Below are 20,842 nucleotides of genomic sequence, written 5' to 3' on the forward strand. Positions count from 1 at the left end.
GGATACATCTTTGGATTGAATAAAATGTTCGTCATAAAGTAGCATTCATGGGAGCAGTAGCACCCATTTTTGCGAATCTCGTAAATAATCCTTTTTGCCTGTTTTGATCGCAATATTTTCTTCACATCGTAATTGTAATCTTTCACATTTCCAATCCTTTGATTCAACAATTCGCACGGATAAACATCTCCGGTCTCAGTCAAAACCAGATTCAACCGACCGGCATAACAGGGTATAATACTTCTCTGCTCTAATATAGTCTGATATATAAGACGTCTTTGCAGGATATCCTGTGCAGATTTGAGTCGTGCGCCTCTAAAACGATACATGCTCGCCATCTTTCTCTTTAGATCTTTCTCCATTGTTTCGATTGTATAGCGATACTTATTTAAATCTACATTCTTGAAACTCTCATCTTCAACTTCACCACGTATCATCGAGAGTGTGTGCGTTCTTATCTTGTCCAAACCCTTAACAAATTCAAATACCCTATCTATACCGTCTTGATTTTTCGAGCAAAAGACCGTATTAATTCCCAGTTCGAAGTTAGGATATTCATTCAGGAGTTCACTGAGTTTATAATACGTTTCCATCACTTTTCCAAAGCTCCCTGGCACTCCCCGAAGGGCATCATGCTCAGTGTAGAGCCCATCCAATGAAAGTTTTACCACCACCACGCTTTTCCTGCAATGCTTCAGTATCTCCTCTGTTCTGTTTCTTATCAGTTCAGGCATTAATCCATTCGTAGAATAAAGGAGTATTGAGGGTTTATTGTTCTTGTAGAATATCCTGCTTATATCAACTATATCCTCTCTCAGATAAACCTCACCTCCGGAGAAGGCGACCCAGAGAAGGCTTCTGAGAGAAAGGGAGATCTTTTCAATTTCATCCAGAGAGATTTCAGGCAGGTTATCTGCAGATTCTCCTTTCTTACTGAGATAGAAACAAAAAGGACACCTCGAGTTGCACCTTCTGGTTACGAAAAAGGTCAGATGGATCGGTCTTTTCTTCCACAAGATATATCCGATATACCGTAATGGTGAATACATTATATTCTAATTTGCGATGCTGTTCTGCTGAGCTAAAAAGAGAGATTGCTTCGCTTCGCTCGCAATGACAACATTTGCATTATTAATTTTATAGTCCCCATAACAGTCCCTGCCCCAACAGCCAATGGATAGAGTATTGTGTAATAAAGTGTTGCTAAGATAGTAAAGGATAAACCCTTAGTTTCGTAAAATGCCCGGAGTAATTTTCTGTTTATGAAGATATTAAAGGCAAATATCAAAGGAACTGGAATCAAAAAGACTGCACTTTTGGTGGCAATGCCAAGCAATACAAGAAGTAAATTTGATAAACAGGAAGCTACATTGATTTTAAGTTCTACAGAAGCAGTGCCAGAATCTGCAAGTAAATCTCTGTTCTGTATGGAGTACATTGTCCAGTACAGGGATTTCTTCACTGCATTGCGGAGCGAGCCCATTAAAGAAAAGTTGAATATGTGCTGGACAAGTATCTCAGGGTTCATGACAAGTTTACATCCTGCCCTGCGCAGTCTATGGCTGAACTCCACATCCTCAATAATGGGAATGAAATAATCATCCACAAATCCTCCGCTATCTTTGAAAAGTTGTGCATCAATGATCATAGCGTGAGCAGCGATGTAATCTGGTTCCTTTTTCTTAGTCTCAAAGTAGTTTACAAATATAGATTGAAAGATACTGAAAAAATTATCGTCGTAAGGTATTCTGGTGTATGTGCCTCCAATGATTATATTTTCAGATGAAAATGTAGGGATAGTTTTGTTTACAATAGCAAGGGTATTTTCCTGTAGAAGGCAGTCAGAATCAATAAAGAAAAGTATTTTACCATTACTGTTTTTTGCACCTGTGTTTCTTGCTTTTGATGTCCCTGAGTGCTTATCTAACTGAATGAACTTACAGGGGAATTTCTTTATGGTCTCTATTGAATCATCAGTTGAACAATCATCAACAACTACGACCTCAAATCTTCCATACCTTGAAGAAAATGCAGATTCAAGGCATTTCCCGATAGTTGCATTTCCGTTGTAATTCGGGATAATAATTGAAATGGATTTATCCATATTGTAGTAATATTATAGCAGGATATCCGTAGGACTTGACAATCATTTTTTGCTGTGTTATAAATTTATATGCCTTTGAAAGGAGGTGATGTATTGGAGGAGGCTGTAAAATCATAGTAACAGTTTGTACCTGTCATAAAGTAAACGAAGGGAGGATTTTATGAAGAAATTGTTCAAATCAAAATGGATTTTGATATTCATTGCTGTAGCGTTTGTGTTAACGGGTTATTTTGTATTCACAACTGTTGATTCCAAAACACCGGTTGCCTCTGCTGCTAAGAAAACATATTCAGGAACCCTCTATGTAGCAGGAATGGGTGGACATTTTACAAAGGCAGATGTAACGATCGACCCGAACGATACAGAAAACCCGATAAAGGTTAAAGACCTCGGAAGAGTTGTTATTGGAAACAAGAAGACACACCCAACTCATGACCCGAGAATTGATGTCAACGACAGAACCAAAATGTACTGGTCAACCTACCTTCTTGATCCAGATGGTAATTTACATGTCGGTATCTCAGATCTCAAGACAGGCGATAAGATCAAGGATGTCGCAGTCAAACTCGATCCAAGGGCAAAATGGACAGGTGCTAATTATTGTGGTTCTGGACAATCTAAAACCTTATTTATGCCTGTGACAATGACTGACGAGGCATACATCGATGTATTTGACAAAAAGACCCTCGAGCACAAACACAGAGTGTTTCTTGACTACAAACTAGGTGAGACCAAATTCTATCATGGAACGAATACCCCTGATATGAAGAAATTCCTCGTGGTAGTAAATCTGGCTACTGGTGGAAAACCGAATGGGAAGATTGACCTCATTATGCTCGATCTCCCAGCTCTCGAAAAGGGTAAGGCAAAGGTACTGGCAAAGAACACAATTACTGGAGAGCCAGGTAAGACTCTTACATTCAGACAGTATTTCACCGACGATGGTAAGTTACTCTTGCAGTCAGGTAGAGACAGGTTCTACCTTATAGATGCCAAAACACTGAAACCAATTGATGAGGAAATGGTAAAAGGTGAAAATCATGATGCAATGCCTACCCCTGATGGAAAATATGCTGTTCTAACCTTAAGGCAGACCATAAAGGACAAAGAAGGCAAGGATATAACCGACGGTACAATACAGCTCTATGATATGGAGGCAAAGAAGCAGGTGGGTAAGCCTGTATCAACCTGTAACGCCTGCCACGAGAAGATAGGGATCAAAGGTAGTGCTGTCCTCTGTGGTATAGATGGCAACTGGAAGTAAGAGGTAATAAGAGGTAAATAAAGGTATTGAAAGAAAGCGGGCATCCTGAGTTTATCGAAGGATGCCCGTAATTATTTTTTATTGTCATGAAAGAATTCAGTCTCTTAACACTTGCTATTAAAAATCTGAAAAGAAAAAGTTTCAGGACGGGTATACTGGTCTTTTCGATAGCCCTTCTGGTGTCCATCCTCGTATTTGGCCTTTCATTTATTACCAGTGTGAGCTCAAGCATCAAGAGGGCATCTGGCCGTCTTGGTGCTGATTTGCTTGTAGTCCCTGTTGGCGCCAGGGGATTTGCTGAAGAGGTACTGCTTGAGACAACGGTAAAATCCTTCTATATGGATAAAAGTATAGTCGAAAGGGTCAAGAAAATCGAGGGGATTGAGGCGGTTACATACCAGACCTATCTGACTACCATCTTTGGGGTTTGCTGTGATGTTCCTGAAGCAAAGGTCGTTGCCTTCAATCAGGATACTGACTTTATTGTAAGGCCATGGTTAGAAAAGACCCTTGGCCGCAGACTTGAGAAGGGTGAGGCGATTGTAGGATACGAATCTTTTCTTAATATTGGTCTTGGGCTTATGGAGATAGATACTACCCTTTTTGGAACTATGTTTAAGATTATTGGCTCCCTTGAAAAATCCGGGACAGGGCTCGATAACGCAATCTTTCTGAGCGAAGAAAATATCGAAGAAATCATAAGACAAGGAAAGTCAGTTTTAAAACCAGAACAGGTGTCGGTTATCTTTACAAAAGTCAAGAGAGGCTATGATCCATACAAGGTTGGTCGTGATATCGAAGGAGAGATAATAGAGGTGGATGTTGTAGCGAGGAGTGATATAGGTAAGGATATACTCCGTACCCTTAAGGATATAAATCAGATTTTCTCCATTACCATTGTCCTGGCATCCATGTTGTCAGTCTTTCTGGCATGGGCAATCTTCTCAGCAATAGTCAATGAGCGTTTAAGGGAAATAGGTATCATGCGTGCTATCGGGGCAAAGGAATCACATATTGTAAGGCTTTTCTTTACTGAGGTCTTTACTCTCGGAGCTATAGGAAGCCTTGTTGGGATTGGTCTTGGTATTTATCTTTTTATATCTCTATCAAAAGGCTTTACCCTTTTAAAGAATATCTCTGCAAAGATTACTATAGCTGAGCAGACAGGGATTTCTCTGGTTGCTTTTACGGTGGGAACCATGATATGCGTCCTTGGAGCCCTTTTACCAATATACCGCTTAAAAAAGATCGAACCCTTTATCGCAATAAAGGAGGTATAAGGTTTGTCCCAGATCGAGGTTGTGACCCTTACTAAGACATACACCCTTGGGGAAAATACCATCAAGGCGCTTGATAATGTCTCATTAAAGATTAACAAGGGAGAATTTCTCTCCATTGTGGGGCATTCTGGTTCAGGTAAGACAACCCTTCTCTCTATTGTTGGGGGGATTTTAACCCCCACCTCAGGCAAGGTCATCTTTGATGGCACTGATATTTACTCACTTGATAGAGATGAACTATCTGAATACAGGGCTAAAAAGGTAGGCTTTATATTCCAGTTTGCAAGCCTTCTGCCTGTTCTTACAGTAAAGGAAAACCTCCTTCTTCCAAGGGTCTTCAACTCTGAGAAAAAAAGAAATAGCGAAAAGAAGGCGGTTGAATATCTTGGTATGGTTGGACTTGGAGACCATTTAAACACATATCCTTCACAGCTATCTGGAGGTCAGCAGAGGCGTGTTGGTATTGCACGTGCACTCATGAATGACCCTGAGATAATACTCGCAGACGAGCCAACAGGAGACCTTGACGAAGAAACCGAGGCTGAGATAATGAACTTTTTAAAAAGGATCAATATTGAAAAATGTATTACCTTCATTCTCGTAACCCATAGTTCAGAACTGGCAAAGGAAGCAAAGAGAAGACTCAGGATGAGCCACGGCACCCTGCAGGAGATTTAAAACAGCCTTTTCCCTTTTTCTATGTCCTTAAGGCTTATAACAAGTTCATTATCTTTGATGTTGCTTTGGAAGGGAATAGGGCTACATCCCATTCCTACATGTTTCCATGTTTCATCTGCAATATTGTATCTCAAATTACATTCGTTGCATACAAGTTCCGTCCCTTCCACTCTGTACCCCTTTTTATTTTTGTAACATGCGTAACATGCATTAAAATGTGTTCTCAAACTACCTGTTCTGTCTGTTCTTACTAAAAAGTTTATCCTTTTTCCCCCTGCCTTATATGTAAAGAAATGGACACCTCCGTCACTGACATCCCTAACTGGTATCCTTATTTCACCGTTCTGTGCCTTCACCACCTTGTGCTCTACAGGAAGTTTACTACATGCGGGTACAAGGAGTAATAAATAAAGGATTAAGAACCCAATCTGTCTTAAAAAGTTGAATCTTGCCCCGAACTTGATTCGGGGTTGAACCTTGAACCTTTTTCTCTCTATCATTTCGATCTCCTGTTAATATCCCTCAAGTGTAAATGGCAGAAAAACCATCGGTGCTGTTGCTATCATAGCAAAAAGGGTTATACCCACTACAGCCCTTAAAGACCATCTCCGCTGAACCTGCGGGATTACCACTGACAGCGATGAAATATTCTTAAATGGCTCAATGGCACCAACCATCATTCCAAAAAAACATCCACCGAAGAGGGTTACATACAGAGGATATCCAATATAATAATACTCTCCCTGAAGGATGTCAAATGGGCAGTGATGTGTAGGAAGTTGATAAAAATGGAGTGAAATAAAGGCAATGATTGATATAACAGATACAATAAAAAAGAGAAAGGATGAGATAGAAAAGAGAAAGGTAAATGGTTTTCTGCTGGTTTTTAATGTCGTGATACCTAAAACAATCGAAATAGTCAATAAAGAATAAAAGGTGATCTTGGCAGGCAGGATTGGTAAAGAAGCAAGCGAACTTCCAAGTCCTCTACCTCCTTCGCTGAAAAGAAAACCACAGCATGAGGTAATAACATCAGGGTTGACATTTAGAAAATACAGGAACTGTAAGACGGATTCCACTATAACAACCAGCACAACAAACAGGAGAAACTTATATTTCGTCATGGTCAGTGGATAATCCTCAGCCTTGCTGTCTAAATAGTTTATGGCAATCCATGAGGCTGAAATAAATAATGCAGCTACCTTAGCATAAAGTGTAGGAAATCCATAAGGGTTAGCATTAAGGGAACCTGTTGCACACATAGCCCCTACCAGAAGGTAATGGATATCGTCTGCTGTATAGAGAAAGAGAAGTGTGGAGAGGATTTCAAAACCAAGTGCATATTGAACAAGTGTTGAAACCAGATATGTCTTTCTTTCAAGAGAAAGCTGTTCCTCTGAACTACTCTTGATATCCCATTTAAGTAGAATCCTTATTCCAAGAGCCGCAGCAGATAAGATAAGCAGAAGCACAACACCAGAACCAAGAATCAGGGCGATAACACTGGAATGTAACACCATCTATGTCTCCCGTGAAGGAAGTCCAAAATTTCTTATAGCGATATTCTTAACCATACCATCTCGCATCTCAAAAATTAGATTGATATAGTTTTTTTCGTATACAAGTGGGTCATGTGTGGCTATTATAATTGTCTTTCCTTTCTGTTGAAAGCCTTTCATAATGGACATAAATTTCTCTGAAAGATGAGTATCGAGGTGCGCGGTCGGTTCATCAGCGATGATTATGTCCGGGTCGTTGATCAATGCCCTCGCAATAGCTGTCCTCTGTTGTTCCCCTCCTGAAATTTCCTGGACAGGGAAATCCTTTCGTTCTAACATGCCGAGACTGTCGAGGATATCCTCTGTTTTTTTTCTTAATTCTGATGGCTTTATGTCGGTAGGGTAAAGTGGCATCATTACATTTTCACAGACATTAATTCCAGGAACGAGGTGGAGCAGTTGAAAAATGAACCCGAAGGTCTTGCGACGCATCGTTGTCATGAATCTTTCTGGAAGATGTGATACATCCTTACCTTTTACTATCACTTTGCCTGATGTCGGTCTGCTCATACACCCTATCATAGATAAGAGCGTAGTCTTCCCAGACCCACTGGGTCCCATAAGTACGGCGAAGTCTCCCCTTCGGATTCGTATACTCACATCGTTGACAGCCAAGACCTCATTGGGTTTTCCCCTATTGTAATATTTTGTGAGGTTCTCAGTTATTATTATTTCACTGCTCATTCAAAAATAGCCTCGATCAGTTCTGGTTAGATTCTTAATTTTTAATTTTGCATTTTGCATTTTTAATTTTATTTTACCCCCTCATTAACTCATCCGGGTCTGAGATGGAAACCTTCCACGAAGGAATAATGGTAGAGGCGATATAGGGAACTACGGTAATTGCTATCAGCGTAGCTATCTGATAAGGATTTATAAACGGTGCAAGTCTGAAATCTGGATAAATTATAGACCAGCCTTTCAGTGCAGGGGCAAACAGTGAAGCACCTAAAAAGAACACATGTAGATAGGCCAGAATTATTCCCATAAGAAAAGATGCCAGAGAAATGACCAATCCTTCCCAAAACTTCATTTCAAGGACATCCGAAGTTTCCCATCCGATTGCTTTGAGTATCCCTATCTCTTTCTTCTCCTCTGCACTGAGTCCCATCGCTTTATCCCATGATAGGATGATAAAAGAGGTCAATGCTCCGATAAAACCGATCAAAATCAAACCGCTCCTCCATCCGAAAACTGCGTCATAGGTTCTAATGATTTCGTCACGAAGGAGAGGTCTTGTATCTGGAAATCGCTCTTTTATCTTTCTCGCAATGGTAGGCGTCTCTGCCTCATTATAAATGGATACCAATAGGTCTGTCGCCATTCCATCAGGCATCTTAACCAGATTCTTGAAATCAATATAACTCATTACTATAAGATCAGCGGTCAGGAGATCAGAGTCAGCCTCGAAAATTCCGATAACCTCGAAATCCATCCATCTACCATCCGCAGACTGAAGAGATAACTTATCACCCAAATCTATGAACCGTACATTAGCAATTCCCTTGCCTATCGCAGTAACATTTTTCTCATGCGACCGTGGCATACGACCCTTCAGAAGTCGGTTGTCTTTCAAAACAGCATCATCCACAGCAAGGATGGTATAATTTGCCTTTATAGCCGAATCGTAATAGTATCCCCAGAACCTTGGCTTAACTCTATTAACACCAAGAATTTCGCTGATCTCTTTAATTAATCTCAGCGAGATGAGATCATGCCTTCCAGCTATAACTCTCTGAACGATTAATTCCGGGGACCCTTTCAGTATAAGGGATGCCTCTCTCTTAAATGAATACGAGAGAAATATAATAGAACCGAGCATAAAGATCATAGATGTAAAGACTATAATAATCCCCATACTCTTGAATTTTCTCCTCAACAGAGACTGTAATGTGTAGTCCAGAATATTCCTGTGCTTTTTAAGACTCATTTGTTTTCCGTATCTGTGTAAGCCTCTTTACGCCTGCTCACTTTGATAAAGGTTCCTGTGGAAGTAAAATCAGGTGGGGCAATGATCGAGCCTGTTGGAAAATGCTCGATGGAACCAGGATAATCCTGAAAGGCTGAAAACAAATCAGCCTGAGTTGGATGCCTTGTATAGCGGGCATCTGTCGAAAAAACCATGTCTGTCAAGCTCAATGTTCTAACAATCTCTTCCATGTCTTTCCTGAGAGTATGACGTTCAGAAAGGGCAATACGCGACTGAACATATAGTGCAGCCATAACCATTAGATTTAATGCGATAAATGTAAAAAAGATTGTGGATTTACGCAACTATTTGAGATCCTCCATGGTAATTTCGGTAATTTCATTAAACCTCAGGATTCTTTTCCCACCGTGGTCCTTCACGAATTCCTTTGCCCCACTTTCGGTCTCAACAGGTATCAGTTCTTTCCCCATTGGACCATAGACATTACTTCTTATGATAAAAAAAACTTTTTCTGCAGGTACCATTTTTAATGAATAATATTCTGTGACATAAATAGCAAGTATATCAGACTTCTTTTTAGAGGGGTTGTATTTGTTAAGATTATAATAATACTTGAACATGTCCTTGGCGCCATCAAATACCGCATAGGTGTTGTCTTTAAAAATTATCTGCGCAACCCAATCAGGATATTTATATACAAACATTCCGCATACAGGACACTTGTCCGTCTTTTTAAGCTGCACAGGTTTTTTATCATCTGCATAAACAAGATGGGTTATAAGTAAGATTATCGTTAACGTAAAAAATAGCTGTTTCATGGCGATAGAACCGAAGGAAACAGAGCTGAAGCTCTGAAGTCAATAATTCCAAGACTCCAGAACTTCAGCACTTCAGGACTTCAGTTTTAGTGCATATGCTCCATTTTCTTATGTTCCATTTCTTTCATCTTCTCCATTCTTTTCATCTTCCGTTTTTCTCTTATCATTTTCGTATCTTCATACAGATCCTCATAGGCTGCTTTCATGGCTTTTTCAAAGTTTGCTATTTCACTGCCATTCTCTTTCTGAAATTTCTCAGCAGCCTCTTTATTTTCAAATGCCCACTTGGCTCTTTTGGTCATCACACCCATCTTACTGCCACCTATAAGCCATACAGCCTTCTCAACATCAATGAGCTTTTTTGTATTGTAATCGCCAACCCAGATTGCCTTTGGTGTTTTGTCAATATTTAAAGCCAGATCAATCGCTGCGCAGTGGATGCTGCATAGTCCCTCAGATGTCCCATCTTCATATTCGATGTATATCCTTGTGTGATCAAATTTCTGCCTGTCCATTCCGCAGTATTTACATGAAGGGTGTTTTTTAATGTCATCCTGCGCAAAGACCACACCTGTCATTGAAAGGCAGAATGCCATAATAATCGCAAAAACAGAGATTTTAAGGTACTTCATTTTTATCGCCCCTTTCGGATTAATTATAATGAACGAGTTAAATAGGTTCACATAACCCTTGCTACTTGACCCTTGCCCCTTAAAATTAAGGGTTAGGGTGAAGGGTAAAAAGAAAGTTTTAGGTTAAAAGGTCTTGTGGAGGTTTTTCGATAGAGGCTAAAAAGATACTCGAGGCTATAATAGAGTAAAGATTCTGTAAAACAGACATCTTAAGAAATATGGGAACCCTTCCTTCTTCAGGTAGAGTAATAGGATGCTCGTTGGCATGGAAAATTATTTCATCTGGAGGTACTCGGGCACACCTACCCTGCTTAAAACATAGACCCTCATTTACATCTTGAGGCCACGGATTGTCCATCCTGCAACAGCAACTTTCAGCCTTCTGATTATGTTGACATCTCAGAGAACAATCTACATCCTCACCCATGATAATTTTTGCCATGCCGGGCATTGTTAAAGTTAAAAAAGCAATTAATAAGATTGGAACTATTTTACCCCATGAGTTTAGCATCTTATAATCATCTTATAATAATTTCTTTATTTTTATAATATCACTCAGGGCATGTATAGTCAAATTCATATTTTTTATAAAAAGTTATAACCTTTCGTTATATCGTAAGATATCGTAAGTTTTTATATTCTTTTCCTCTTTGCCATCTCTTCATGGAAAAATTTCTGATACATTACTTCCCATTCAGGGCTACCTTCAAATATGCGTCTTGAGTAAGATTGGAGTTTACTCCTGACAAATGCATCTATCTCTTCATCCAATCTTAGATCATCAACTATCACCCTTCTTATTTCTCTCCTGACCTTGCCCTCTTCATAGATAAGCTCGATGGTATCCTTTTCGATCAATCCATTGAGTATCAGGTGTGTAATATGGTTTATCTTGTCGTTGCTTAATCTCAAAGTATTATATTTCTTTCCTTTGCAAGCCTTTGCTTCGTTAGCTCAAAAAGTTTTCTATAATCAAGTTTGTTTTTTTCTATCTCTGACTCATATTGTTTAAGAAGATCTTTAATTTCTTCATTAAGCTTATCCTCAAGCAACAGTTCTTCTGTTATAATCTCATCAACTATCTTTATAGCGTTTTCTTTGGGTATCTTGAGCCTGACGAACTCTCTTTCAATCAAGTCTTCTATTATCCTTTTAGAAATCTCACCTCTCCACTCCTTAGGTAACCTCATTTTTACATAACTCAACAGTTTTACCCCGCACCCAGAAAGCCCCACCCGCGCAGTCTTCGCACCCCGCGAAAGTGGGGTGCGGGGTTTACTGCTCCCATGTAAATGGAAGCAGCGCAATATTTCTCGCCCTTTTGATTGCAGTTGTTACCTGCCTTTGATGTCTGGCACAGTTTCCTGAAATCCTTCTCGGAAGTATTTTCCCCCTCTCGGTAATAAAATTCCTCAAGATTTTGGTCTCCTTGTAGTCTATGGAATCTACCTTATCGACACAAAATCTGCAGACCTTCTTTCTCTGAAACCTTCTTTTTTGTTCCAATGTTACCCCCCTAAGTTTAGGTAATTCACTACTAATTCACTACTAATCTCTATGTAATTAGGTAGAGATTACCTGGTAATTAATTAGAATGGTACATCATTAAACTCAGCATCTTCGCCACTCTCAACCGCATGAGTCTGTTTAGAGGAAGAAAGAAATCTTATGGTCTGTGCAACTATTTCGTGTTTGCTCCTTTTCTGTCCTTCCTCAGACTCCCAGCGACGCTCCTGAATACGTCCTTCAACCAGTACCGAGCTTCCCTTATTCAGATACTGACCACATGTATCTGCCTGTTTGCCAAACACGACTACATCAATATAACAAACCTCTTCCTTCATTTCTTCTCCCTGTCTGTATCTGTGATTTACAGCAATCCTGAAGCTCGCAACCGATGTCCCATTTGGTGTATATCTTATCTCTGGATCCCTCGTAAGATTACCAATAAGTATCACCTTGTTATAATTAGCCATTTATACTACCTCCAACCGCCTGAGGCGGTTCAAGATTTACAATTAAATATCTGATTATTGGGTCTGTAAGTCTGAATGTCCTCTCGAGTTCAGATGCCTTCGATGGCTCAAGGTTGAAGTTCATAAGTATGTAATAACCCTTCTTATGTTTTTTAACTTCATAGGCAAGTTTCCTTTTTCCCCACTTTTCGGTCTTAAAAACCACTCCTCCCAATCTGCCTATAAGTTCATTAACCTTATTCACAACACCTGTAGCTTCTTCATCGCTGAGGTTTGGATTGATGATGAAGAGCAACTCATAAAAATTCATTCAATTCACCTCCTCCTCTCTACAAGTCATCGACTGACTTTTGTTAACTCCTGTCTATTAAAGCGGTTCATTGCGATTGAAACACCATCAATAATTATTGACCTTACCGCATCCAATGCACATTTAACCATCCCTGAGATAATCTCAATCTCGTGTGGCTCAAACGAATCAAGGACATAATCTTCAGGAGACCTGCCCGTATCTGGTCTTCCTATACCGATTCTTATTCTTACAAATCTGTTTCCTATGGCTCTTATTATAGATGTTACCCCTCTGTGGCCTGCCGTCCCCCCACTGGTTTTTATCTTTAATCTCCCGACAGTTAAATCAAGATCATCATGTATTACCACAAGATTTTCAGGTGGAACTGAAAACCTACGAAAAAGTAGCGATACAGCATCACCGCTTAAATTCATATATGTCTGTGGCTTGGCAAGTATAATCTCTTGATGGTCAATCATTCCTCTACCACACATAGACCTGCATATCTTTTCATTAATTGAGATATTGTATATATGGGAGAGTTCATCTATAACCATAAAGCCAATATTATGTCGACTTTTAGAGTATCTTTTTGTAGGATTTCCAAGTCCCATTATGATCTTCATTCAACAATAAGCTCCAAAAAATATTTATCCTTTCTCTTCTTCGACCTCAGCCTCCTTAGGTTTCTTGATAAGTTCTGGTTCCTTTATCGTCTCTGCAGGTGCTGTTGCGAGAATCTCTTCAAGTGCCACCTCTGATATAGGTGCAAGTATCGAACAGATAACAGTATCCTCATCCTCGAGCACCCTTATTCCTTCAGGGACGGCGAGGTCACCTGCATGTATTGAGTCTCCAATATCCAGAGACGATGCATCTACTTCTATCCTCTCAGGTATAGCTGTCGGGAAACATTCTATCTCTATCTCTCTTGTAGCCTGCTCAAGTATTCCACCTTTCTGTTTAACACCGAGCGGCTCTTTGCCAGATATAACAACAGAAATTGTTACCCTTACTTTCTCTTTGAGCGAAACCTCAAAAAAATCTATATGAAGAAGATGTTCTTTTATAGGGTCTCTCTGTATATCTCTTACAATGGCTAATTTTTCTTCACCATTACCTGAAAACTTCAGGTTGATAAGTACATGTTCCCCTCCCCCTCGTGTGAGAATATCAGTTAGATCCTTAATTCTAACACTTATGGGGGTAGATTTCCCTTCTCTATAAACCACCGCAGGGATCATACCATTCCTGCGTAATCTTCTTGCATATCCCTTACCCTTTTCCTCTCTCAATTTTACTAAAAGCTCTATCGTCTTCATACGGCTACAACCTCCTATACAAAAAGTGAACTCACAGATGTCTCTTCATGTATCCTCTTGATTGCTTCACCAAGTAAATGAGCCACTGATAGAACAGTAAGTTTTTTACACTGTTCTTTTTTGCTGTCCAATGGTATAGAGTTTGTAACAATTATCTCGTCTATCTGTGAGTTATTCAGTCTCTCGACAGCAGAACCAGAAAGAACAGCATGGGTGCATGCTGCTAAAACCCGTTTTGCACCATGCTCTTTTAGAGCTGAGACGGCCTGTGTTATGGTTCCTCCTGTATCTATCATGTCATCAATTATAAGTGCATCTCTATCATTAACCTCACCGATAATATTCATTACTTCTGATTCGTTAGCCTTTTCTCTTCTTTTATCTATAATAGCAAGGGTTGATAAAAGTCTTTTTGCAAACGCCCTTGCCCTCTCAACCCCACCAGCATCAGGTGATACAACTACAAGATCATCAAGTTTTATACTTTTCAGATATTCTAATAGCACAGGCGTTGCATAGAGATTATCAACAGGTATATTAAAAAAACCCTGTATCTGACCTGCGTGAAGATCCAGAGTAAGTACTCTGTCAACACCCGCAGCCACCGTTAAATCGGCAATCAGTTTAGATGTGATGGGCACCCGTGGATGAACCTTTCTGTCCTGCCTCGCATAACCATAGTAAGGAATCACTGCTGTGATCCGTCGTGCTGATGCCCTTTTAAATGCATCTACCATTATGAGTAATTCCATGAGATTATGGTTTACAGGGGCACATGTCGGCTGTAGCACAAAAACATCTGTCCCCCTGACATTTTCATTAATCTGAACCATGATCTCTCCATCGCTAAAGGCATCTACTGTGACATCACCAAGCGGTATTTCAAGACAATCACATATTTCTTCAGCCAGTCTTTTGTTGGCGTTTCCTGAAAAAAGTTTAAGTCCACTCGGCATTTCTACCTCCCTAAATTAACTATAGTTAGGAGTTTCGAGTTCAGAGTTCATAGAAAAATCTTAAATCTCCTAACTCAAAACCCCGAACTCATCACTCAATTGGCTCGGAGGCAGGGACTCGAACCCCGATCGAGAGCTCCAAAGGCTCCTGTCCTACCATTAGACGACCTCCGAATTCAGGATTAAAGGGACAAGGACTAAGGGCTAAGCAACTTACCCCTTTACCCCTTTAATCCTTTAATCCTATAATCCTATCAAATACTCCTCCAGTGGAGAAGATTCAAGCGTCTTAACGGCTTCTACCCAGTATCCCCTCCTCTGCATCCCTTTTTTTGCCTCATTGATAGCCGTCTCATCGGGATATATGCCAAAAACCGTTGGTCCACTTCCCGTCATCACCGCTGCTATAGCACCATTCTCTGCAAGTGCTTTCTTCAATTCCTTTACCAAAGGATACTCTTTAATGACTACATCTTCAAGGTCATTGGAGAGCTCATTCAATGAAAAAGAACTTAATATTTTAACATTATAATCTATATCTGTCAAATACTGTGGTTTGTTATAATTTCTGTATACCCAGGCAGTCGAGACAGGAAAAAGTGGATTGACGATAAGTAAATTTAATGCAGGAAGAGGTTTGAAAGGCATCAATTTATCACCCCGTCCTGTCCCGATAGCTGCAGTACCATATATAAAGAATGGAACATCTGTTCCGAGACTGCTTCCAATCTCCATTAACTCATGCCTTGACAGCCCTGTTTTCCACAGGTAGTTAAGGGCTATAAGGGTTGCCGCAGCATCGCTACTTCCTCCCCCAAGACCAGCAGATATAGGAATCCCCTTTCTGATTTCTATTCTGACACCAGCAGATACCTTTGTCTTTTCTTTGAGAAGTTTGGCGGCACGAAAGGCAAGATTATCCTCAGGCGGTCCCAAAAAATTTTCAATTTTTTGGATACCCTTAGGTCTCGAAACTCCATTGGCGTTGCATACTATCTTGATATCACCTTCAAAATCAGTAAACCCCGTTAGAAACTCACATGGGGCTTTAGACTCTCTGTTAGCTATGGAATTCAATAGTGTTTCATCCCTGTGGCGAGCCACGGAGCTTTCTAACGGGGTAAATGTAATTTCGTCATATAGAGATATCATGTGCAAAACAGTCAAAATTTCATGATAATTATCCGTCCTTATCCCATTGACCTTAAGTAATAGATTTACTTTTGCTGGTGTCTTAATCGTGAGTCTCATTTAGACTTCTTCAATTTTTCTTTAATCTTTATATTTGTAGGCTCTATCTCTAATGCCTTCTGCCACATCTTTTCTGCTTCTTCCTTTGAGCTTAACCTGCTATATACATCACCGAGATGATCGAGCACAGTTGCGTCATCCTTAACAATCTCTGCAGCCCGTTTAAGCTCTCTCAGTGCATCATCATAAAGACCCTTCTGGTAATACGCCCAGCCGAGACTATCTATATAGTAACCATTGTTTGGCTCTATCTCCAGTGCCTTCTTAACAAGCCCGATCGCCTCATCTATGTTTATTCCTCTATCAGCAAGACTATAGCCGAGATAATTTAATGCCTCGGCGTGCTTAGGGTTTAGTTCTATCGTCTTTCTGAGTTCAGCCTCCATATCATTGAATTTTCCCATTTTTTCATACACAACACCCAAGTTAAAGTGTAGTTTATCATTTTTAGGATCTATCTCAATACCTATTTTAAACGTCTCTACAGATTTTTCATATTTTTTATCCTGAGAGTAGGCAAGCCCAAGATAAAGATAAAGTTCGGCTTTTTTTGACTCAAAACTAATAGCCTCCTCTAAGGTCTTTATAGTCTCTTCATTTTTCCCCATCTTGTTGTAAACATATCCGAGATGAACAAATGCATTTACATCTTTAGGATTGAGTTCTATTATCTTTTTGTATTCCTTAACAGCCGCCTCATAATTTTTCATCTCCTCATACAGTCCTCCAAGATAATATCTAAGCCTCGTATCGTTCGGTCTCTCTTTTAAAAGATACTCAAACTCTTTTATGGCATCGGCATACATCTTTTTTTCAGCATAGAGTAGAGCAATCTTATAGTGTATTTCGAGATTTTTTGGATGATCCTTCTTGAGTTCTTCTAAATATCCTAATGCTGCATCGAACTTATCCTGCTGGACATACAGATTAACAATCTTGAAATGTGTATCGAGATTGGAGGGATTTACATCTATTGCTTTCTTATACGCATCGATTGCCGCCTCCCATTCTTTTTTCTGTTCATAGCTATGCCCCATATTTATATATGCGAGTTCAAAACCCGGTTTGAATTCAATTGCTTTCTTGAATGCAGAGATCGCAGCATCGTAATTCTTCATTTCAAGATAAATACTCCCTATGTAGTAATAAACCATAAAGCCTTCTTTATCGTATTTGAGCAGTTGATTAAATACATCAATAGCCTGCTCGTATTTTTTCTGCTGGGCATAAATAGACCCGAGATAAAAATACGCCCTGCTATTTGTCGGGTTAATCTTTATTATCTTTTCATAACTCTTTATTGCATCATCTATACGGTCCATCGAATTATATATCTCTCCAGTAATCATCAGCGCAGGTATATTATTTTCATCCTTAAGCAGAATCTTTTCCGCATATCCCAGTGCCTCCGTATATTTTCCCATCTTCGCCAGAAGTTTTGATAACTGCATCATCAGATAGAACGACTCGCTATCGTATGATAGTGCTATCTTGTATTCTGACAATGCCTTATCCATCTGTCTATCTAATTCATACATATAACCAATAATAAAGTGATAGTGTGCTTTTTCTTTATCTGAAGCCCATGTTGTAGGAGTCCAGACAAGAAACAAACATAGGATAGTTATTAATAGAAATGCATTGAATAATTTGATGACAGGTAAAGATAATAATTTCGTTTGTATTAAAAAGATATACCTTTTCACCTGAAAATACCCCTTTCTATTGACCGCTTATATCCATCTCACTCAGCGATATAGACGGTGAACCTATTCGTCCATAAAAACGAAGATCATCTCCAATGTCATTTATCTTCTGCAACATATCAAATATATTGCCAGAGAAAACCGCCTCTCTGACAGGATGAACAATTACTCCATTCTTTATCCAGAAACCAGAGACACCAACCGAAAAATCTCCAGAGATGGGATTTGCTGTATGAATACCCATTGTATCCGTTATGTAAATTCCATTTGATATATCTGCTGTCAAAGGATACCTTGTACGCTTACCCTTCTCGATATAAAAATTCGTAATCCCAACAGTAGGCAAACCATTAATTCCACCTCTTACAGCATTTCCTGTTGATGCTGTCCCTCCTTTTTTAGCTGTGTATGTATTGTGTAGGAATCCTTTGAGGATGCCATCTTCTATGAGTAATTTGCGTCGCATCGGCACCCCTTCATCGTCTACCGGTGCACTTCCAATATTACCTGTTATGGTTCCGTCATCCCATAGATTAAGTCCGTGAAATGCAACCTGAGCCCTTACTTTGTCTTCAAAGAGTGATTTACCTCTTTGAACATTATCAGCAAATAATGCAGGGGCAACCACCGCAAGAAACTCCACAGCCACCTTGTTACTTAATATAACCGAAACCTTTCCAGATGGAGCCTTCTCAGCACCGAGTAAGGCAACTGCAAGGGATGCAGCATCTGCCCCAACCCTTTTAAAGTCAAGTTTATCTACAAACCTCTGTGTATCAAATTCCCATGCCATCTGGGAATCCGGTCGGGGGCTATTAGATTCGGCTACAACCATTATACTGGCTGATGCAATAGTGCTTTTATACGAGACATCTACTCCTCTTGTATTGAGCAAAGTAGTATATAAAACTGAAAACGATGCAACCGCCTTTCTTACCTTCTTTATCCTCTTATCAGCCGTAAGTGCAGACTCCTCAAGAAGAAGGGCATATTTTATCATCTCTTCTTCTGAAATCTTATCAATCTCTTCATCGTATATCTCTATCTCTCCACTCCGAACTCCGAACTCCGTACTATCTTTAGACGGTATATCTACCCATTCATCCTCATCGACAGAGTGACTGCTGATAAATGCATTTTCTATAAGTTCATCTATAGACTTTTCACTTAGAGATGTCGAAAATGAAAATCCAAGCCTTCTATCCTTCAACAATCTCAACCCAATACCACTGCCCCTGCAGACATCTATGGATTCAACCTGTCTATTCTTGGATTCAAGAGTAGTATTTCTCCATTCCTTGAGATATAACTCTGCAGCATCTAACTTGAGTTGTGCTACCTTATCGAGTATTGAATATGGATTAACCATAATTTATCAATTAGCAATTAACAATTGGTAATTGAACATTTGATTATTATTCATAATATGTTGCTGCCGCAGAATCCGATTCCCATACAGTAACCATGGATACCTGAAGATTTCTATCCTTGAGTTTTTTGTTTAATGAGTCATAAATCCATCTGGCAATATTCTCTGAAGATGGATTTATCTCTGTAAATGGAAACATATCATTCAGAAATGAGTGATCTAACTGATTTAAGATCTCTTCAGTTGTTGTTTTTAGCTCTGCAAAATCTATAGCAATACCTGTGTCATTCAACCTCTCAGTGATAACATAGACAGCGACCTTCCAGTTATGACCGTGTAATTTTTCACATTTACCTTTGTAATTCCGTAGTTGATGGGCAGCAGAAAATTTTGACTCTATCATCAACTCATACATCATTCCACCAATTTTAAATTTTAAACTTTGAATTTTGAATTATTATTTTACACATGCCACATTATCGCCTCAAAATCAGGGGTTGGAACTTTAAACGATATGTATCCTTTGTATGGATACCTCTCGAGTTCCATCTCTTCCCTTTTGATAACTACAAAAAATGCAATTTCTTCATTTTCGCCTGCCTGAAGGTTCTTAAAAGGAACCGCTATCTCCAGTATTTTCTTTATCGCTACGGATGGTATCTCAAGAGATACCCCTTTTTCTTTCATACCATTATTATACTTAGATAGTATAGCATTTATTCTCATGGTTTCTATGGAGACCGCTACATCGAGGTTAAACATCTGTGGCTTAAGAAAATTTACTGAGAATATCAAACTTGGGATAGGGAAATAGCTAAAATCTCTGACAGGATCGAATCTCAAGAACATCTTATCAAGATTAAAACCATAGTAAATGTGTTGAAGCATTCCTTCTGATCGGTGCATCACACCTCCACACCTGTGGACATCTATGAAGCCTGCACCGAGCCACTCAAAGTAGTTTGAGACCTCACCATCAATAATGGGTGAGATGAACCCCGTAATTTCGACCGTCGGTTTACATCTTCTATCCTCTCTAATTATGGGTATAAGAAGTATCGGTGGGACATCTTTATCAAGTATTTTATAGACATTTATCAGATGTTTCCTATAGAGGTCATCGAACTCCTCAGCGTTTTCAGAGATATGTTCATCGCCATACCACCAGCACCAGTCACTTCCTTCTGCTATGTATATCTCTTCCAATGCTGAAACAAGCCTTTCATCTTTATTGAGCTTGTCGAAATATCTATCAACCAAAATGTCCTTGCTGAATTTATCTACCTCTTCTCTTGCTTCAGAAAGGATTTCCCATGCAGTATTGTCTTCTTCATGTCCTATCCATATGCTGAAGTTATGGTTTATCCATGAACCAGGGAAAAGTCTATCTATATAGTTTTCTGGAGGGTTCTCCTGAAGATACCTGCTCGGTGTCACTGTTTTTATGAGTGGGTCTCTACTCAATTTTTCATAAAGGTAAAGGAGAAAATCCCTTCCATCATTTTTGTAATACTCCCATGCATTCTCACCATCAAGGATTATGGAGACTATATGGTTACCTTTGATTCCTGAAAGGTTCTTATGTGTTTTATGAAGTCTAAAAATAAAATCTTCAACAGCATTTCTATAGTCCCACTTTGAATACACAAAACCGATAAGGTCAGAAAGGGTATGGTCACGGAAAAATATAGATACTCCTCCTTTA

Annotated in this window: 26 protein-coding genes and 1 tRNA gene; 3 read left to right on the top strand and 24 right to left on the bottom strand. The window is 39.5% G+C overall.

Annotated elements, in window-relative coordinates:
- Both AB1488_05275 and AB1488_05280 read right to left on the bottom strand, forming a co-directional pair.
- The coding region (locus tag AB1488_05275; protein ID MEW6409507.1) for a radical SAM protein at positions 1-1,049 on the bottom strand (1,049 nt) is incomplete at its 3' end.
- Between the two features lie 32 nt (positions 1,050-1,081).
- On the bottom strand, positions 1,082-2,104 hold the full coding sequence (locus AB1488_05280) for a glycosyltransferase (protein MEW6409508.1): 1,023 nt from the start codon (positions 2,102-2,104) through the stop codon (positions 1,082-1,084).
- Between the two features lie 160 nt (positions 2,105-2,264).
- Here AB1488_05280 and AB1488_05285 point away from each other — a divergent pair, with 160 nt between their 5' ends.
- The 3 genes from AB1488_05285 (at position 2,265) to AB1488_05295 (ending at position 5,326) form a co-directional block, all read left to right on the top strand.
- Complete coding sequence (locus AB1488_05285) at positions 2,265-3,368, top strand: hypothetical protein (protein MEW6409509.1); 1,104 nt, start codon at positions 2,265-2,267, stop codon at positions 3,366-3,368.
- Positions 3,369-3,454: 86 nt separating this feature from the next.
- Complete coding sequence (locus tag AB1488_05290) at positions 3,455-4,648, top strand: ABC transporter permease (protein ID MEW6409510.1); 1,194 nt, start codon at positions 3,455-3,457, stop codon at positions 4,646-4,648.
- A 3-nt stretch (positions 4,649-4,651) separates the two neighbouring features.
- Entirely contained in the window at positions 4,652-5,326 is a 675-nt protein-coding gene (locus AB1488_05295) for an ABC transporter ATP-binding protein (GenBank protein ID MEW6409511.1), read from the top strand.
- On the opposite strand, the gene AB1488_05300 is transcribed toward AB1488_05295, so the two are convergent.
- From AB1488_05300 to AB1488_05405, 22 genes are all read right to left on the bottom strand, one after another.
- Positions 5,323-5,826, bottom strand: a complete 504-nt coding sequence (locus tag AB1488_05300) for a Fe-S-containing protein (GenBank protein ID MEW6409512.1) — start codon at positions 5,824-5,826, stop codon at positions 5,323-5,325. The two genes, AB1488_05295 and AB1488_05300, sit on opposite strands and share 4 nt — an antisense overlap.
- A gap of 12 nt (positions 5,827-5,838) precedes the next feature.
- Complete coding sequence (locus AB1488_05305) at positions 5,839-6,846, bottom strand: hypothetical protein (protein MEW6409513.1); 1,008 nt, start codon at positions 6,844-6,846, stop codon at positions 5,839-5,841.
- The gene (locus tag AB1488_05310; GenBank protein MEW6409514.1) at positions 6,847-7,569 is read right to left on the bottom strand and encodes an ABC transporter ATP-binding protein; all 723 of its coding nucleotides are present in this window, start codon (positions 7,567-7,569) and stop codon (positions 6,847-6,849) included.
- Between the two features lie 73 nt (positions 7,570-7,642).
- The gene (locus AB1488_05315; protein ID MEW6409515.1) at positions 7,643-8,815 is read right to left on the bottom strand and encodes an ABC transporter permease; all 1,173 of its coding nucleotides are present in this window, start codon (positions 8,813-8,815) and stop codon (positions 7,643-7,645) included.
- Complete coding sequence (locus AB1488_05320; GenBank protein MEW6409516.1) at positions 8,812-9,159, bottom strand: hypothetical protein; 348 nt, start codon at positions 9,157-9,159, stop codon at positions 8,812-8,814. The genes AB1488_05315 and AB1488_05320 overlap by 4 nt, the downstream gene beginning before the upstream one ends.
- Positions 9,160-9,633 (bottom strand): nitrous oxide reductase accessory protein NosL, encoded by a 474-nt coding sequence (locus tag AB1488_05325; GenBank protein MEW6409517.1) that lies wholly within the window; start codon positions 9,631-9,633, stop codon positions 9,160-9,162.
- Between the two features lie 86 nt (positions 9,634-9,719).
- Entirely contained in the window at positions 9,720-10,265 is a 546-nt protein-coding gene (locus tag AB1488_05330) for a nitrous oxide reductase accessory protein NosL (protein MEW6409518.1), read from the bottom strand.
- Between the two features lie 118 nt (positions 10,266-10,383).
- Positions 10,384-10,707, bottom strand: a complete 324-nt coding sequence (locus AB1488_05335; GenBank protein MEW6409519.1) for a hypothetical protein — start codon at positions 10,705-10,707, stop codon at positions 10,384-10,386.
- A 191-nt stretch (positions 10,708-10,898) separates the two neighbouring features.
- On the bottom strand, positions 10,899-11,177 hold the full coding sequence (locus AB1488_05340; GenBank protein MEW6409520.1) for a DUF507 family protein: 279 nt from the start codon (positions 11,175-11,177) through the stop codon (positions 10,899-10,901).
- Entirely contained in the window at positions 11,174-11,455 is a 282-nt protein-coding gene (locus AB1488_05345; protein MEW6409521.1) for a DUF507 family protein, read from the bottom strand. The genes AB1488_05340 and AB1488_05345 overlap by 4 nt, the downstream gene beginning before the upstream one ends.
- A gap of 85 nt (positions 11,456-11,540) precedes the next feature.
- Positions 11,541-11,807 (bottom strand): 30S ribosomal protein S18, encoded by a 267-nt coding sequence (rpsR, locus tag AB1488_05350; protein ID MEW6409522.1) that lies wholly within the window; start codon positions 11,805-11,807, stop codon positions 11,541-11,543.
- A 47-nt stretch (positions 11,808-11,854) separates the two neighbouring features.
- Positions 11,855-12,241, bottom strand: a complete 387-nt coding sequence (gene ssb / locus AB1488_05355; GenBank protein MEW6409523.1) for a single-stranded DNA-binding protein — start codon at positions 12,239-12,241, stop codon at positions 11,855-11,857.
- Entirely contained in the window at positions 12,234-12,551 is a 318-nt protein-coding gene (gene rpsF, locus AB1488_05360) for a 30S ribosomal protein S6 (GenBank protein MEW6409524.1), read from the bottom strand. Before rpsF ends, ssb begins: the two co-directional genes overlap by 8 nt.
- A gap of 26 nt (positions 12,552-12,577) precedes the next feature.
- Positions 12,578-13,159, bottom strand: coding sequence for an aminoacyl-tRNA hydrolase (gene pth, locus AB1488_05365; protein MEW6409525.1), 582 nt, complete (start codon positions 13,157-13,159; stop codon positions 12,578-12,580).
- Between the two features lie 24 nt (positions 13,160-13,183).
- On the bottom strand, positions 13,184-13,855 hold the full coding sequence (locus AB1488_05370) for a 50S ribosomal protein L25 (GenBank protein ID MEW6409526.1): 672 nt from the start codon (positions 13,853-13,855) through the stop codon (positions 13,184-13,186).
- 14 nt (positions 13,856-13,869) lie between these two features.
- Entirely contained in the window at positions 13,870-14,811 is a 942-nt protein-coding gene (locus AB1488_05375; GenBank protein ID MEW6409527.1) for a ribose-phosphate pyrophosphokinase, read from the bottom strand.
- 100 nt (positions 14,812-14,911) lie between these two features.
- Positions 14,912-14,985, bottom strand: a tRNA-Gln gene (locus tag AB1488_05380).
- Positions 14,986-15,054: 69 nt separating this feature from the next.
- Positions 15,055-16,062, bottom strand: coding sequence for a 4-(cytidine 5'-diphospho)-2-C-methyl-D-erythritol kinase (gene ispE, locus AB1488_05385; protein ID MEW6409528.1), 1,008 nt, complete (start codon positions 16,060-16,062; stop codon positions 15,055-15,057).
- The gene (locus tag AB1488_05390) at positions 16,059-17,600 is read right to left on the bottom strand and encodes a tetratricopeptide repeat protein (GenBank protein ID MEW6409529.1); all 1,542 of its coding nucleotides are present in this window, start codon (positions 17,598-17,600) and stop codon (positions 16,059-16,061) included. The genes ispE and AB1488_05390 overlap by 4 nt, the downstream gene beginning before the upstream one ends.
- A 184-nt stretch (positions 17,601-17,784) precedes the next feature.
- Positions 17,785-19,137, bottom strand: coding sequence for a TldD/PmbA family protein (locus AB1488_05395; protein ID MEW6409530.1), 1,353 nt, complete (start codon positions 19,135-19,137; stop codon positions 17,785-17,787).
- 46 nt (positions 19,138-19,183) lie between these two features.
- Positions 19,184-19,552: a 6-carboxytetrahydropterin synthase QueD gene (gene queD, locus AB1488_05400; protein ID MEW6409531.1), complete on the bottom strand. Its 369-nt coding sequence runs from the start codon at positions 19,550-19,552 to the stop codon at positions 19,184-19,186.
- Between the two features lie 47 nt (positions 19,553-19,599).
- Positions 19,600-20,842: hypothetical protein (locus AB1488_05405; GenBank protein ID MEW6409532.1), on the bottom strand; the 1,243-nt coding region annotated here is incomplete at its 5' end.

The organism is Nitrospirota bacterium (assembly GCA_040756155.1).
Lineage (GTDB): Bacteria > Nitrospirota > Thermodesulfovibrionia > JACRGW01 > JBFLZU01 > JBFLZU01.

Excerpts from the sequence above, each read along its gene's own strand:
- AB1488_05280 (MEW6409508.1), bottom strand. The coding sequence starts at position 2,104 with ATGGATAAATCCATTTCAATTATTATCCCGAATTACAACGGAAATGCA.
- AB1488_05285 (MEW6409509.1), top strand. The coding sequence starts at position 2,265 with ATGAAGAAATTGTTCAAATCAAAATGGATTTTGATATTCATTGCTGTA.
- AB1488_05290 (MEW6409510.1), top strand. The coding sequence starts at position 3,455 with ATGAAAGAATTCAGTCTCTTAACACTTGCTATTAAAAATCTGAAAAGA.
- AB1488_05300 (MEW6409512.1), bottom strand. The coding sequence starts at position 5,826 with ATGATAGAGAGAAAAAGGTTCAAGGTTCAACCCCGAATCAAGTTCGGG.
- AB1488_05305 (MEW6409513.1), bottom strand. The coding sequence starts at position 6,846 with ATGGTGTTACATTCCAGTGTTATCGCCCTGATTCTTGGTTCTGGTGTT.
- AB1488_05310 (MEW6409514.1), bottom strand. The coding sequence starts at position 7,569 with ATGAGCAGTGAAATAATAATAACTGAGAACCTCACAAAATATTACAAT.
- AB1488_05315 (MEW6409515.1), bottom strand. The coding sequence starts at position 8,815 with ATGAGTCTTAAAAAGCACAGGAATATTCTGGACTACACATTACAGTCT.
- AB1488_05325 (MEW6409517.1), bottom strand. The coding sequence starts at position 9,633 with ATGAAACAGCTATTTTTTACGTTAACGATAATCTTACTTATAACCCAT.
- AB1488_05330 (MEW6409518.1), bottom strand. The coding sequence starts at position 10,265 with ATGAAGTACCTTAAAATCTCTGTTTTTGCGATTATTATGGCATTCTGC.
- AB1488_05335 (MEW6409519.1), bottom strand. The coding sequence starts at position 10,707 with ATGGCAAAAATTATCATGGGTGAGGATGTAGATTGTTCTCTGAGATGT.
- AB1488_05345 (MEW6409521.1), bottom strand. The coding sequence starts at position 11,455 with ATGAGGTTACCTAAGGAGTGGAGAGGTGAGATTTCTAAAAGGATAATA.
- ssb (MEW6409523.1), bottom strand. The coding sequence starts at position 12,241 with ATGGCTAATTATAACAAGGTGATACTTATTGGTAATCTTACGAGGGAT.
- rpsF (MEW6409524.1), bottom strand. The coding sequence starts at position 12,551 with ATGAATTTTTATGAGTTGCTCTTCATCATCAATCCAAACCTCAGCGAT.
- pth (MEW6409525.1), bottom strand. The coding sequence starts at position 13,159 with ATGAAGATCATAATGGGACTTGGAAATCCTACAAAAAGATACTCTAAA.
- AB1488_05370 (MEW6409526.1), bottom strand. The coding sequence starts at position 13,855 with ATGAAGACGATAGAGCTTTTAGTAAAATTGAGAGAGGAAAAGGGTAAG.
- AB1488_05375 (MEW6409527.1), bottom strand. The coding sequence starts at position 14,811 with ATGCCGAGTGGACTTAAACTTTTTTCAGGAAACGCCAACAAAAGACTG.
- ispE (MEW6409528.1), bottom strand. The coding sequence starts at position 16,062 with ATGAGACTCACGATTAAGACACCAGCAAAAGTAAATCTATTACTTAAG.
- AB1488_05390 (MEW6409529.1), bottom strand. The coding sequence starts at position 17,600 with ATGTATGAATTAGATAGACAGATGGATAAGGCATTGTCAGAATACAAG.
- AB1488_05395 (MEW6409530.1), bottom strand. The coding sequence starts at position 19,137 with ATGGTTAATCCATATTCAATACTCGATAAGGTAGCACAACTCAAGTTA.
- queD (MEW6409531.1), bottom strand. The coding sequence starts at position 19,552 with ATGTATGAGTTGATGATAGAGTCAAAATTTTCTGCTGCCCATCAACTA.